Annotated in this window: 18 protein-coding genes; 4 read left to right on the top strand and 14 right to left on the bottom strand. The window is 40.2% G+C overall.

Annotated features, from left to right (window positions below):
* Nucleotides 1-3 precede the first annotated feature (3 nt).
* The 9 genes from I2F76_RS00250 to asnA form a co-directional block, all read right to left on the bottom strand.
* Nucleotides 4-564 carry a redoxin family protein gene (locus I2F76_RS00250; RefSeq protein WP_031575891.1) on the bottom strand — a complete coding sequence of 187 codons (561 nt, stop codon included), beginning with the start codon at nt 562-564 and terminating at the stop codon, nt 4-6.
* A 59-nt stretch (nt 565-623) separates the two neighbouring features.
* Entirely contained in the window at nt 624-944 is a 321-nt protein-coding gene (locus I2F76_RS00245) for a hypothetical protein (protein WP_031575889.1), read from the bottom strand.
* Between the two features lie 26 nt (nt 945-970).
* On the bottom strand, nt 971-1,681 hold the full coding sequence (gene ccdA2, locus I2F76_RS00240; protein ID WP_031575887.1) for a thiol-disulfide oxidoreductase-associated membrane protein CcdA2: 711 nt from the start codon (nt 1,679-1,681) through the stop codon (nt 971-973).
* A gap of 99 nt (nt 1,682-1,780) precedes the next feature.
* Nucleotides 1,781-2,731 (bottom strand): hypothetical protein, encoded by a 951-nt coding sequence (locus I2F76_RS00235; RefSeq protein WP_195486992.1) that lies wholly within the window; start codon nt 2,729-2,731, stop codon nt 1,781-1,783.
* A 55-nt stretch (nt 2,732-2,786) separates the two neighbouring features.
* A complete protein-coding gene (locus tag I2F76_RS00230) occupies nt 2,787-3,176 on the bottom strand; it encodes an insulin activator factor (RefSeq protein WP_229097467.1) in 390 nt (129 codons plus the stop codon).
* A gap of 62 nt (nt 3,177-3,238) precedes the next feature.
* Entirely contained in the window at nt 3,239-4,321 is a 1,083-nt protein-coding gene (locus I2F76_RS00225) for a SepM family pheromone-processing serine protease (RefSeq protein ID WP_155198936.1), read from the bottom strand.
* A complete protein-coding gene (gene coaD, locus I2F76_RS00220; protein ID WP_155168794.1) occupies nt 4,305-4,793 on the bottom strand; it encodes a pantetheine-phosphate adenylyltransferase in 489 nt (162 codons plus the stop codon). Before coaD ends, I2F76_RS00225 begins: the two co-directional genes overlap by 17 nt.
* On the bottom strand, nt 4,783-5,322 hold the full coding sequence (rsmD, locus tag I2F76_RS00215; protein ID WP_031575882.1) for a 16S rRNA (guanine(966)-N(2))-methyltransferase RsmD: 540 nt from the start codon (nt 5,320-5,322) through the stop codon (nt 4,783-4,785). Before rsmD ends, coaD begins: the two co-directional genes overlap by 11 nt.
* A gap of 247 nt (nt 5,323-5,569) precedes the next feature.
* On the bottom strand, nt 5,570-6,562 hold the full coding sequence (gene asnA, locus I2F76_RS00210) for an aspartate--ammonia ligase (RefSeq protein WP_003005888.1): 993 nt from the start codon (nt 6,560-6,562) through the stop codon (nt 5,570-5,572).
* Between the two features lie 160 nt (nt 6,563-6,722).
* Here asnA and I2F76_RS00205 point away from each other — a divergent pair, with 160 nt between their 5' ends.
* The 4 genes from I2F76_RS00205 to I2F76_RS00190 are packed head-to-tail and all read left to right on the top strand — an operon-like array spanning nt 6,723 to nt 9,490.
* Entirely contained in the window at nt 6,723-7,400 is a 678-nt protein-coding gene (locus I2F76_RS00205) for a helix-turn-helix domain-containing protein (RefSeq protein ID WP_003011690.1), read from the top strand.
* Nucleotides 7,401-7,402: 2 nt separating this feature from the next.
* A complete protein-coding gene (locus I2F76_RS00200; protein WP_195486991.1) occupies nt 7,403-8,815 on the top strand; it encodes a Y-family DNA polymerase in 1,413 nt (470 codons plus the stop codon).
* Nucleotides 8,812-9,183, top strand: coding sequence for a hypothetical protein (locus I2F76_RS00195; RefSeq protein ID WP_195486990.1), 372 nt, complete (start codon nt 8,812-8,814; stop codon nt 9,181-9,183). The genes I2F76_RS00200 and I2F76_RS00195 overlap by 4 nt, the downstream gene beginning before the upstream one ends.
* A complete protein-coding gene (locus I2F76_RS00190) occupies nt 9,164-9,490 on the top strand; it encodes a DUF5960 family protein (RefSeq protein ID WP_070594369.1) in 327 nt (108 codons plus the stop codon). The genes I2F76_RS00195 and I2F76_RS00190 overlap by 20 nt, the downstream gene beginning before the upstream one ends.
* A gap of 52 nt (nt 9,491-9,542) precedes the next feature.
* Here the strand turns inward: I2F76_RS00190 and I2F76_RS00185 are convergent, their stop codons facing one another.
* The 5 genes from I2F76_RS00185 to I2F76_RS00165 all read right to left on the bottom strand — a co-directional run bounded on the left by I2F76_RS00185 (nt 9,543) and on the right by I2F76_RS00165 (nt 14,065).
* Nucleotides 9,543-10,259: a YebC/PmpR family DNA-binding transcriptional regulator gene (locus I2F76_RS00185; RefSeq protein WP_003005873.1), complete on the bottom strand. Its 717-nt coding sequence runs from the start codon at nt 10,257-10,259 to the stop codon at nt 9,543-9,545.
* 174 nt (nt 10,260-10,433) lie between these two features.
* Nucleotides 10,434-10,688, bottom strand: a complete 255-nt coding sequence (locus tag I2F76_RS00180) for a Txe/YoeB family addiction module toxin (protein WP_006595728.1) — start codon at nt 10,686-10,688, stop codon at nt 10,434-10,436.
* A 3-nt stretch (nt 10,689-10,691) separates the two neighbouring features.
* Nucleotides 10,692-10,946, bottom strand: coding sequence for a type II toxin-antitoxin system Phd/YefM family antitoxin (locus I2F76_RS00175; RefSeq protein ID WP_003014291.1), 255 nt, complete (start codon nt 10,944-10,946; stop codon nt 10,692-10,694).
* Nucleotides 10,947-11,185: 239 nt separating this feature from the next.
* Nucleotides 11,186-12,280 carry a nucleotidyltransferase gene (locus tag I2F76_RS00170; protein WP_195486989.1) on the bottom strand — a complete coding sequence of 365 codons (1,095 nt, stop codon included), beginning with the start codon at nt 12,278-12,280 and terminating at the stop codon, nt 11,186-11,188.
* A 21-nt stretch (nt 12,281-12,301) separates the two neighbouring features.
* The gene (locus tag I2F76_RS00165; protein ID WP_195486988.1) at nt 12,302-14,065 is read right to left on the bottom strand and encodes an ATP-dependent nuclease; all 1,764 of its coding nucleotides are present in this window, start codon (nt 14,063-14,065) and stop codon (nt 12,302-12,304) included.
* Nucleotides 14,066-14,089: the final 24 nt, after the last annotated feature.

Raw genomic sequence — 14,089 nt, 5'->3', positions numbered from 1 at the left:
TCCTTACTTCATTTCTTTTAGAGTCTGGACGATGTCTTCCTTGCTCATATAACCGATATGGGTCTTAGCGAGAGTTCCATCGCTCGCAATAAAGAGAGCAGATGGATAAGAGCGAATCCCATACTCTTTGAGCAAGTCGCCCTTACTGTCCATCAAGACTGGGAAATCCTTGTAATCCAAAGACTGGTACCAGTTTTTGAAATCTGCTTCCGATTTTTCACCATTAAAGGTTGGAGCTACAACGGATAAGACCACATAATCCTTACCCTCCTCTGCCTTTGCTAAATCATTTGTGTCGCCTAATGTCGACAGGCAAATAGAGCACCAGGAAGCCCAAAATTTGAGGTAAACTTTCTTCCCTTTGTAATCGGATAATCGGTAGGTCTTGCCATCCACTCCTTGCAGGCTAACATCCTTCACTTTCTTGCCAGATGGTTGCCTATCTCCAGCCTTAGCTGTTTGTTGACTCATGTCTTTGGTGGAAGTGGCCATTCCTTGGCTTGAACAAGCGCCCAGGAGTCCAGCGCATACGAACCCAGTAGCTACTAAAGCTAATTTTTTCATCATTATCACCTCTTTAAACAAAGGGAAAGTCATCCTCAGATGACTTCTCCCTTCTTTCATTAGTTGTCTGATTTCATTTCCGATGATCCACTCTTTTCATCTTTCATTTCTGAATCGCTGGATTTCATCTCATCTTTTTTCATATCGTCCTTCATTTCAGAACTGCTGTCAGACATCATAGATGAATCTTTCATGTCTTCTTTTTTCATTTTATCATCGGACATGGATGAATCCTTCATGTCATCCTTCTTCATGTCATCCTTCTTCATCATACTACTATCGTCCATTTTTTTCATGTCTGAATCTGATTTCTGTCCAGAACAAGCTGCTAAAGTGACAAGGCTAAGCGTAGCAATGGTAAGTGTAAGAATTTTTTTCATGATTTTTCTCCTTTAATCATTCAAGATTAGTGAAACAGGGATGCGAGGCTATTAAGATTTCCTAGCATCAGCAAGATGCCCATCAAGATGATGAGGGCACCACCAATTTTTTTCAAGGTTCCCATATGGGGCTTGAGTTTAGCAAAATGTTGTAAAACCCAGCTAGAAGCAAGAGCCAAGACTAAGAAGGGTAGCGCCAATCCCAATGTATAGACCAGCATCAGGAAAGCGCCTTGTAAAGCACCATCTCCTCCAGAAGCGGCAATGGCTAGAACAGAACTTAAAACTGGTCCGACACAAGGGGTCCAACCAAAACTGAAGGTGACCCCTATCAGAAAAGCATTGAAGAATTCATTGCGTTTTTCGTCCTTCTTCAGTTGGATACTCTTTTGTTTTTGGAGTTGTCTCAGATTGATCACTTCCATTTGGTGAATCCCTAATAAGATCACAATCCCTCCTAGCAGATAGCGAAACCATGGAGCATAAAGCACCTGACCAAGGGCCCCTGCACCATAACCTAGGATGAGAAATACGGTTGATAGACCTGCGATAAAACAAAGAGTCTTCACCAAGCCGTACCAAGAAATGTCTCTTCCAAAAATCCGAACTGTCTTCACACGTTCAGAATCCAATAGAATCCCTACATAGACTGGCATCAGTGGCAAAATACATGGGGAGAAAAAGGATAGAACTCCCGCTAAGAATACTGAAATGGAAAACAAACTGGTTTGAATCATTTCACTACCTCCCTTTCTTTCTGATACCAGTATAAAGAAAAAATCCCTCTAAAAATAGAGAGATTGATAAGCAAAAACTTGAATTTGATTAGAAGGTGATTAATTCTTCGGATGGGTCTTTATCCATGAAACAAACTCGTCATACGAGTGAATTTGTGTTTTTTCCCCAGTTGTTTCATCTGTGGCATACAATTCCATGACTTCTTGACCTTCCGGCGCAAACCAATGAATGATTTTATCAAACCATTCGCGTTCATTGTATTGTTTAGGACGGAAATATAATCCACCTAGATATTTCATCTGTTTTTCTAACTCTGGATATAATTTGGCAAAGTTAGAACCAGAAATATTTATTTGAGACGGATTAAAATTCATTGGATAAATTAAATTTACGTTTCTTGAAAGATTATACTTTGCTAGATTATCGTCGATCTGTTCAGAGATCCCACCCCTATCCCAATCATATTTTTGGTTAAAATATAGTTTTTGTTCTCTGTCAATCTTCTCCATTTCACTTTCAGAAATATCTTTAACTTTCTCTCCGCTAGCAGAAACTAATACAGATCTAATATCATGACCTGCTATATCGTACATATTTAGTTTCTCCAAATTCAGTGTCAGGTAATCATCGTCATTTTGTAAATAACTATAAGGAATATTATGAACAGAACGGTATAAATTATTTTTCCCAAGTAATTCATATAAATTAAATTTAACAATTTTTCCTTTATCATGTACACTATAACTAATAATTTGGAAATATTCTTCACTCCCAATTGGAGGAGTTTTTTTTAAATTAGTAGTATCAAGCGTATGCGAAGAAAAAGTTGTAACATAATTCTGACCAAATAAAACAACACCGTCTAAATAGTTATCGACAGCCACAAAAACAAATTTATCATTGTCCAATAATTTTATTTCCCTAATTTTTGAAGGAGTTTCATTTCTATAAATTTTTTCTGAGGAATTTTTATATTTGAAAAAAATTATACTGCCAATAACAAGCATAATTAGGAATATGAGTAACCTAGCCTTATTTTTGTTTTGCATTATGAATTCTCCTACTTTTCTTTTACTTCACATCACCAAATACTTTTTTCAAAGCCTACTTCTTTTCATTTGATAACTGTTGATAATCGAATAGATATAACAAACTTGAAATGATTGCTAGCACACTAGTTAAAGACGATACAAAAGGAACGAAACCAACTATAGAAGCAACGAAGAGAATTTTATGACTTTTCTTATTTACTTTTGGATTTTCACTATAGTTGGCCATTGCAAGTATAGAGATAACAAGATACAAGAGACTGATTGTATTGATTACCAATCCCCAATCACCTTTTTCAACCAGCTCAGGAACAGCATGAACGAAAGTCCACTCCCACCGTTGAAAAGAGGCATAGCTGATTACGATTGCTCCTAAAATACCAATAATCCCATTCATTAGCAACATATTATATGATTTCATAAACTCATTACTTTTTTGACCCATAATCCTTCATAAAAATTAGAAATTGATTTTCTCTCATTTCATCACTTGTCCAACAGACTACTCTACTTCTTCTTCAAATAATCAATGGCGTCTTGAAGGGTTTTGACGGGGACAATTTTCATCTTCGAATGAATTTGTTTCGCTGCTTCTTTCGCTGTTTCATAGTTTGATTTGGCCTTGGGATTGGCTTTCTTTTCTTCTTTGGAAACTGGGTTATTAGGGGCAAAGAAAATTTCTGCTCCTTCTTTATCGGCTGCGACGACTTTCTTGTCAATCCCACCGATATCACCAACCGTTCCATCTTGGTTAATGGTTCCTGTCCCTGCAATATGGCGTCCCTGACGAAGATCTGGATCAGCCACTTGGGTGTAGATGGCTAGGCTAAACATCATGCCGGCACTTGGTCCACCAATTCCTTGGGTCGCAAACTGGACAGGAACATCGCCTTTGGCTTCAGTCCGGTCGATCAGGCTAATCCCGATTCCGTTTTTCCCGTTGGACAATTTGATGATTTTTCCGTCTGCGGTCTTTGTTTGTCCATCCTCAATATAGGTCACCGAAACGGGGTCGCCAATTTTTTGAGAACCAACATAATCAATCAATTCTTTGGAACTCTTAAAGGTCTTCCCATTCACACCGGTGACGGTATCCGCAATGTTCAAGATTCCCTTAAAGGTCGAATCATCTGCCACCTGCATGACATAAACACCTAGAAAGTCCATCTGGGTTTCTTTTCCAGCTGTCTTTAACCCTTGGTAGATGGCCATATTTTGCGAGGTTTCCATATAGAATTGGTTAATCCGCGTAAATTCTTGGCTCGAACTACCGCCTGTCATATCCTTGGCAGAGTAGATATCTGTAAAAGGTGTCGCCCAAGCATAGATCAAATCAGCCGGAGTCGCTTCTTTCACTGCTACGGTTACAAAGTCATAAGACCCTGACTTGGTATCCGCTTTTCCATCGACTGTCATGACCGATCGAATATCTTCTGCCGTTCCTGGCATCTCAATATAATAGGGAAGGCGAATCACAAAAGCAGCTAGCAAGAGGAGCAAGAAAAGAACGCCTGCAATCGGCCATCGGTATTCTTTCAATCGTCCTTTTTTCTTTTTTGTAGGCAAGCTTGGTTTATTCGCTTGTGTCATCTTTGATTTCCTCCATTACACTCTTTGGTACATAAGGTGAGATATCCTGCTGAAAAGCCAGCAACTCTCGAATACGGGTTGAACTAATGGCCTGGTAAGGAGGCTGGGCATAGAGATAAACCGTCTCCAATTCAGGCGCCAACTGGTGATTAAAATAATCCATATTGGCTTCGTATACCAGATCCTGTGCATTGCGCAAGCCCCGGATCAAGGTGACCACGCCAAGATTGCGCGCCACTGTCACAGCCAACTTTTGAGTCGACGTCACAATTTCAACATTTTCCAAATGAGCCAAGGCCCCTTTCACCATGCGCACACGCTGCTCAATGGAAAAGAGTCCGACTTTTTCCGAATTATAAAAAATTCCGACATAGACACGGTCAAACAAGCGACTAGCTCGCTCGATCAATTGCACATGCCCAATGGTAATCGGATCAAACGATCCTGTAAACAATCCACTTCTATCTGACATATACTGTTACCTTACTAATTCCATAGATTTTTTCTTTCCAGATTCCCACTTGTCCGATTTCCTCAGGAAGTTCTACGTGTTTATCGGTTTCGCACACAATCATGATCTCCTCTGACAAGAGTTGACGCTCGCACAAGGTTTCGATATCGCGAACAATCTCTTCCTTAGCATACGGAGGGTCTAAGAACACCAAATCAAAGGTGCCCGTTAAAAGCCCTAAGGCTTGCTTGGCCTCCATTTTTAGCAGTTGAAACCGTTCCTTTTCCTTGGTCATGGCAATATTGGCTGCTACAATCTCCTGCGCTCTACGATCTCTTTCCACTAGAACGGCCTCTGACATGCCTCGAGAAACTGCTTCGATAGAGAGCCCACCGCTTCCTGCATAGAGATCTAGCACTCTTCCACCATCAAAGTAAGGACCAATCATATTGAACATGGCCCCTCTGACCTTATCAGAAGTCGGCCTGGTTGTTTTTCCTTCAAGTGTTTTGAGGGGACGTCCCCCATAGGTTCCAGATACTATTTTCATAGGGACCATTATACCAAAAAAAATCAGAAAATTGCGATTTGATATGGTCAAGCGACAACTAAAAGAGGCTGGGACAAAAGTCCTAGCCTCTCAATTATTTTTGGATTGTCGAGTAAGACGCAGTGGTTGAGTGGGCTCTACTACGCTGATTTCATCAGCTTTTACAGCCCTACTCAACTGTGCGGAGGTGGGACGACGAAATCGAATTCTAACGAATTACCGATTTCTGTCCCACTCTCTTTCTTCCTTATAGGATATTTTCATATTCATCGCGGACAGATTGAGGCCAGACACTGGTTTGGACTTCACCGATATGTTTCTTACGAAGCAAGAACATAGCCAAACGAGATTGCCCAATCCCTCCACCAATCGTGAGTGGGAAGAGACCATTTAACAAAGCCTTGTGCCACTCTAATTGGAGACGATCCTCGTCCCCTGTGATCGCAACTTGACGGCGAAGCGTATCTTCATCGACACGGATCCCCATTGAAGACAGCTCAAAGGCTGAACCTAGAACGTCATTCCAGACGAGGATATCACCATTCAAGCCCTTGTAGCCATTTTCAGACTCTGTTGTCCAGTCATCGTAGTCAGGTGCACGTCCATCGTGTGGTTTGCCATCTGCAAGCTCTCCACCAATCCCGATCAAGAAAACGGCTCCGAATTCTTTGGCAATGGCATTTTCACGCTCTTTTGGAGTTAAATCTGGATAGCGTTCCACCAATTCTTCTGTGTGAACGAAGGTAATTTGTTTTGGAAGAACTGACTCAATATCATAGCGCGCTTCTACTGCTAGTTCTGTTAAACGAATCGCCTTGTAGATTTTTTCAACCGTTTCTTTGAGGTAGGCGATATTGCGTTGACCATTTGGGATGACTTTTTCCCAGTCCCATTGGTCTACATAAACAGAGTGGATAGCGTCTAGCGAATCTTCATCTGGACGAAGAGCCTTCATATGGACAAAGAGACCTTCTCCTTCGCCAAAACCAAAACGTGCCAAAGTATGGCGTTTCCATTTTGCGAGTGAATGCACGACTTCATAAGTCTCATCAGGAATTTGAAGGACCTTGACAGATACCGGATGTTCAATCCCAGAAAGGTTATCCTGCATCCCGTCTCCGACCTTGCTCAAAATTGGTCCTTGGACTTCAATGATGTCCAATTTATCTTTTAAATATTGTGTGAAAGTCGTTTTAACAAACGAAATTTCTTTTTGTTGATGGATAAAACTTTTTTTCATATAATTCCTCGTTGTTAGAAGTTGTAAAACTGATTATACTCCTTTTTCATTCAAAATCCAAGCCTTTTCATTCGTTTTCAACTGAATTTTTCTCTTGCAAAAAGGATTCATTTTTGATAAACTATATGTAACTTTTAAAACGTTACATAGGAGAAGCAACATGTTTGATGCAAAAAAACTAAAAGAAAGACGCCTGGAAAAAGGCTTGACCCAAGCAGATGTCTACGAGGATCTCAAGATTTCTCGCAAGACTTACTCCAGTTGGGAGAATGGCTTAGCGGAGCCACACGAAAAAAATCTCAGGAGGTTGGCCAAGCGCCTCTCCGTTAAAGAGGACTACTTTATTAACAAAGACTCCGCACTCTACACCTACCCTTTATTAACCCCACCTCATCAAAAGAAAGTCGACCAGTTGGCCAGCCAGTTATTTGAACAGCAGCAAAAAGTTGTTTCCTTGACTGCTTATAAGGTTCTTTCGATTGAGTTGGCAGCCGGTTTAGGACACACCTTTTATGACAACGAAACGGACTATGAAACTGTCTATTTTGACCAAGAGATCCAGCACGATTTCGCTTCTTGGGTATCAGGTGATTCGATGGAACCTCTCTATCCCAACGGCTCTGTTGCCCTCATGAAGCAGACTGGCTTTGACTATGATGGGGCTGTCTACGCCCTCATCTGGAATGGAAAAACCTACATCAAGAAAGTCTATCGGGAGGCTGAAGGCTTGCGCTTAGAATCCATCAACCCTGACTACGATGATTTATTCGCTCCCTATGAAGACGAGCCCAAAATCGTCGGCATTGTGGTCGGGCATTTTCTTCCACTCGAGGTTTAAATATGCTATTTGATTATTCACGTGAGCCTCATTCTGATATTGCTTTTGTGGATATGAAAAGTTTTTATGCCAGTTGTGAATGTGTCCGTCTGGGGCTCAATCCCTTGACGACTTCCCTTTGCGTCATGAGTCGGAGCGACAATTCAGCCGGCCTAATTTTGGCGAGCTCTCCCGTTTTCAAACAAGTCTTTGGCAAGAAAAATGTCAGCCGTAGCTACGACCTACCTTTTGACCTCAAAACCAGAAAATTTAATAGCTACGTCGCCAAAAAGCAAGGATTGCCTACAGATCCAGCTTTTATTGCATCCATTGAATCCTGGGCCAAGCGGACTCTGATTGTGCCTCCACGGATGAATGCCTACATTCAGGTCAATATGGAGATTCAAAAAGTTTTTCAGGAATTTGCAGCACCAGATGATATTTTCCCTTACTCGATTGACGAAGGCTTTATCGATCTGACCTCTTCCTTAAATTATTTTATTCCAGATCCCTCCCTCTCTCGAAAGGAGAAACTGGATCTCCTTTCTGCCAGAATTCAAAAAAGGATTTGGCAGGAAACTGGAATCTACTCTACCATCGGTCTCAGCAATGCCAATCCCCTTCTTGCCAAGCTAGCCTTGGACAATGAAGCCAAGCATTGCCGAAATATGCGCTCCAATTGGTCTTATGAAGATGTAGAAAGTAAGGTCTGGAAACTGCCCCAGCTCACTGATTTTTGGGGCATTGGACGTCGTACGGAAAAACGATTGCAAAAGATCGGGATCACGTCGATTGCCGAACTGGCCCAGGCTCACCCAGATCTCTTAAAGAAAGAATTCGGAGTCATGGGGCTGCAACTGTGGTTCCATGCTCATGGCATTGATGAAAGCAATGTCCACAAACCTTATCGTCCGAAATCGCGAGGCATTGGTAACTCTCAAATCTTGCCCTATGACTACCATCTACAAGCTGATATTGAACTGGTGTTTCGGGAGATGGCTGAGCAGGTGGCTATTCGCTTGCGACGGAAAAAAAAGAAGACCCAGCTGGTCTCCATTCATGCCTCCTACTCCAAAATCGAGGGGCTTCCGTCCATTCACTGCCAGCAAAAGATTGAGCCCACCCAATCCACCAAGGTTTTATCCGATACGGTTCTGCGGCTCTTTCGCTCCAAGTACGAAGGAGGCGCCATTCGCCAGATCGGTGTTTTTTATGGAGAACTTGTCGAGGAGTCTCTTCAACTCTTTTCTCTCTTTGAAGATCCAGTAGCCTTGGAAAAAGAGGAGAAACTCCAGCAGACGATTGACCGCATTCGGGACCAATTTGGCTTCGCCTCTCTTCAGAAAGGCTCCTCACTACTAGAAAACTCACGCGCCATTGCACGCAGTAAATTAACAGGCGGACATTCCGCAGGAGGCTTAGATGGATTAACATGATCGACCGTTCTTATCTCCCTTATCAATCTGCCCGCGAATTTCAAGATCGTGGCATGGCCAAATGGGCCGGCTTCTTTTTATCCGAGCACACAACTGCCCTGCATACAAAAGAAATTGACCGCAGTCAGCTCACAATTCTTCCACTTGCTGAACAGATCCAGCTCCTGGAGCAGGCCTTTCAACAACAAACGACGATCTCGATCACAATTCTAGAGGGGAATCAATTTGCAACCTACACAGGTTTGATTCACACCTTATCTGCTTCTGAGCTTCTTCTCAAAAGCGATGGCCACTACCACCGTCTCCTCGTAGACTCTATCATTTTTATTGAATCTGAGGAAACACCCTATGAAACCTATTCAGACTAAACACGAATTACAATTTGATTATTTTTCGGAGAATTACCACCAATTTGAGACGGACTTTTACAAGTGGGCCGCTACTTCTACACCGCTTGTCTTTTTAGAAGACGATATTCTCCACTCTATGGCAGCAGGCCAGCGAAACTACTTTCGTCTTCACCACACCAAAAGTCGGGATCATCGAGACCATTATTTCTATTTTAAGGTTTCCACACTCTCCCAATCACCACTGACCCGTATTTACGCTTATACAGGACATCACTTACAAAAGATAGTTCCTCATCAAACAGAGAAAAAGGATAGCTTGATCTAAGAAGCTATCCTTTTTCTTGATTTATGGGATTCACTACAGTCCTTACGAGTGATTAGAATCCATCTACGTTGGTGTAGATTTTTTGTACGTCCTCGTCGTCTTCAAGAACGCTGTAAAGTTTTTCAAATGTTTCCAAATCTTCACCTGACAACTCAACTTCTGATTGAGGAATCATTTCCAATTCTGTTACTTGGAATTCTTCGACACCTGATTCACGCAAAGCAACGATTGCTTTGTGAAGATCAGTTGGAGCAGTGTAGACTGTGATCGTTCCTTCTTCTGCTTCGACATCATCTACATCAACATCTGCTTCAAGCAAAAGCTCAAAGATGGCATCGGCATCATCACCAGCAAAGACGATAACACCTTTGTTGTCAAAGAGGTAAGATACAGAACCGGAAGCTCCCATGTTCCCACCGTTTTTACCAAAAGCAGCACGGACATTGGCAGCTGTACGGTTAACGTTTGAAGTCAAAGTATCAACGATCAACATCGAACCATTTGGTCCAAATCCTTCGTAACGTCCTTCTGTAAAGGTTTCGTCAGTGTTTCCTTTTGCCTTATCGATCGCTTTATCAATTACGTGTTTTGGCACTTGCGCTTGTTTCGCACGGTCAATAACGAATCTCAAAGCAGTATTTAGTTCTGGATCTGGTTCACCCTTTTTAGCAGCTACATAGATCTCCACACCAAATTTAGCATATACTTTTGAGTTGGCACCATCTTTGGCAGTTTTCTTGGCAACAATATTGGCCCATTTACGTCCCATGAGGATTCTCCTTAAATTTTTTCAAATTATTTTCAATCTTTAACATTATATCACAAATCATCGAAGTTAGACTAGATTTTTCTATTTTTAGAAAGGGGATTTTATAGGAATTTTCTTCGAGTTGGGAATTTTAAATAGCTATCCTAACTATCAAAAAGATCCTCTTTTAAAGACTTAATAATGATCTTTAAAAGAGAGGAAAGCGACACCGGACTCATCTAGCATATAAATCAGGCGATTCTCTGCATCAATCCGTCTTGACCATGCTCCTTGAAAGTCATATTTCAAAGGCTCAGGCTTACCAATCCCTGCAAATGGATCCCTTTGGATCTCCTTAATCAGGCTATTGATTCGCTTCAGTGTTTTTTTGTCCTGACTTTGCCAGTAACAATAATCCTTCCAGGCATCTTCTGTAAACTTGAGTAACATCTGTTACCCCTCAATCTCATGGAGTTGAACCTGACCAGCTCGGACTTCTGCCATGCCCCGCAAGACCTTATCTGACAATTCCTTGTTCTGAGCTAGTCTCAGGGTTTCTTGTAGGCTATCCCACTCGCTCTTAGAGATGACCACAATATCTTCGTCTGGATTCTTATTCACGACCGTCAAAGGCTCAAACTCATCATTCACCTTCTTCATATAATCCTTCAAATGATTGCGGAATGTTGAATAAACGACTGCTTCCATTGCCATACCTCATTCTACCTCTTTTCTTTTATTATACATGAAAAAGAAAAACTTGTCAGGAACTTGTACAAGTTTTTCCCTCTTCACTTAATTATTCGTAAAAAGTTTCTAAATTTGGTAAAAACAAAAAAATCCAATGTCTAAAAAGATTTTTTAGACATTGGATAAACACTGTTTCCGTGCATCATAAACTTCTTGCCTTACGTGAATGTGGGCAGAGAAAATTTACGTCAGACCTTTTATTCTTCCACTCTCACTGGCACTCGACCCCAGATCTGTTCTGGCAATTGGGGATGGCCTAGCTGATACACCTGATCGGCTTGCTGGGTCAAGTCATCCCAAGGCTCCTTACCGATTCGAGTCACGATTTCTACTGATTTTTTCAAGCCTTTGAGGTGAGCTTGTCCCTTTGCGGAAAATCCTAAGACATGAATGGCATCGGGAAGAGCTTGATCCATCGCCCCTACCAAGATGTAGGTCAAGATGCGGCGCACACGTGCCTTGGTATAGCGCTTGGTTGCGACTTTCTCCACCAGGTCTTCCACAGAACTAGCACTTCGAATCGCATCCTTTATCCGATTGGCTATTTCTTCATTGACTTGAAAAATCTGTGTCAGATCCGGATGGGTTAGGATTTGATAACGGAGCAGTTGGTCATAATCCTCCCAAGATACCTGTGGAGCCGACTGAAAGAGTTGGCTATTAGGTATGAATTTAGCGACAAAGTCCTGATCTTCCTTGTGTAGGCGTAGACTAGTGGCAGAAGCATAAGCCACTTCTTTTTCTTCTGAATGGTAGCCTGCACCTTGCCGTTGGATAGCCTTAAGCGAAATCCCCTTCCCAGCACAAGCCTTGGCATAAGCCAGCCCCAGAATATGATTGGGAGTATCCCCTGTGAACTCCACTCCAGCAAAGGTTTCCCACATTTTTTGGGTCTTTTGTGGATAGGATAAATCATCCGGAAGGCTTCGCAGGAAAGCTTCCATTTCCGCCTCATTCTCCGAGTAGACTGTCGCAATCGCTTGGTAATCTAAGACTTCTTCTGTCCCAAAGGTCAATTGGTCGATTCCTAGACGGGACAAGATTTCTACCGCTCCCTTGGCAAAATGATCAGCCGACTGAACAGCCACGAGAAAGGGGAGCTCGACTACTAGATCCGCTCCATTTTCCATAGCCATCTGCGCACGTGTCCACTTGTCAACAATGGCAGGCTCGCCACGTTGAACAAAATTCCCAGACATGGCCACAATCTTCAGCCCTTCTGCCTGTTTGAGCAGGTACTTGTGACCATTGTGAAAGGGATTAAATTCTGCAATAATACCTGTGATGATCATGATACCCTCCTATTATTGTACCTATATTTCTATACCATTAATAATATCTAAAAATAAATTCTCAATATCTTTATGTACTTCCTCTCTATTTATTTCTTTAAATATTATTCCATCTGTGCAATTTTGATGATACTCTTTATTAATAAATTTATAAATTTCACTTTTTAAATCTTTACCATTAATCATAGACATCTTATTTTCTAAACTAACTTTCCATCGATTATCAAATAATTCCTGACATTTAGAATACTTCTTTGATGCTTCCCACTTAGAATCTAATTCTTTACCATCCCCCGTTCCATGAGAAATCATCTTATCAAAAAATTTTCCTAATGTCTCTTCTCGAAAAGTTTCACAGATATCTTCTAATTCTTGATAAAACTTATCTCTATTTTGTCCTTTTGATATCCTAAATAAAACCTCCGGAATCAAAATATAACTTTCTATTTCTTTTTTAGCCCAAATATGTAACTTTAGACGATTTTTATCTTCTGCTCTTTCTTTTATTGAACTCAAATACGAATCTGGATAATAATCTCTATCCAATACTCCAATTATATTAATCTCACTATCAATACTATTTAAAAAATCAGCTACTTTAAAGTATTTTTCAAGATTCGAAAAACCTTTTATTTTTATAGAAAATATATGATCAATTGAAAAATCACTCTCCGGATATAACTTATCAAAAAACTTCTTCAAATACCACATATCATCACCTTCAAGAAATAGTAATTTCTTATAAGTAAACAAACGTATCAAAGACATATTTTGAATACTTCCGATTTCATCTACCACTTTTTGAACAGCAGGTAACTCATTTGTGTACTTCAAATTTTTCTTTTTATTACTAACATTCAGAATATTCTCTGAATCAACTTCAGAAATAATTTCTATAGAATGAGTCGCAATAATCACTTGTTGAAAATTTCTACGAACATATTTCAATAATTTTCGTTGCAAATCGGGGTGCATATATACATCTGGCTCATCTAAAATAACCGTCGTTATACCTTGGTTTTTTGATTTAGTAACAAACCACATCATTTGTAACCACATTTGAAGTCCATTACCAACATATCCTAATTCTGTCATAAAGTCATTCTCTCCTACAACTAAAGAGACCAAAGTATTATCTGAAGAGTATTCAAGTTTTGGAGGATTTATTTGCAGATTTTTCCATGTTTGCTTTATTAATGAAGAAAATTCATTAAATACTTTTTCATCATTAGTCATTTCCAAATAAATCTCGTTTCTGAAGTGCAATGATGATAAATATGTATCTTTATCTTTCCTTACTGTTTCTTCCGACAAATATTTTTCAATTTTTCTTAATGGACCTATTTGAGGTAAAATATTTAACTTAGGAAATCCAGAATTATTAAAAGTAGCTTTATTAGTAATAATTTTACCGTTCGAGTCATAAATAAGTGCAAATATTAAATCATCATGGAAGTGAACTATTATTTTATAACCATCATAAAATCCTGCAGTGAGTTTTGGTTTAGAATCTTCCTCATAGTTATGTGGAATCGTACTAGTATTGATTTTTAACATCTTACCATTGACAATAATACATTTAGCTTTTCTAGGAAAATCAAGAACCAAACTCTCAGGAATATTTTTAAAAATTGGTTTGGATAGAGCATAAGAAATTATTCTTAATGCTTCAATAATAGTAGATTTTCCTGCATTATTTTTTCCAACTGCAATTGTTAAATCCTTAAACTCTAGTTTTGTATCTTTAAAGCAACGATAATCTTCTAAATGTAAAAATTTAAGCATCTAATTAGCATCTCCCTTTTCAAA

It is taken from the genome of Streptococcus parasanguinis, assembly GCF_015557775.1.
Lineage (GTDB): Bacteria > Bacillota > Bacilli > Lactobacillales > Streptococcaceae > Streptococcus > Streptococcus parasanguinis_AA.
Note: the sequence above shows the minus strand (reverse complement) of the source record. Positions and strands in the feature narration are given on the sequence as shown.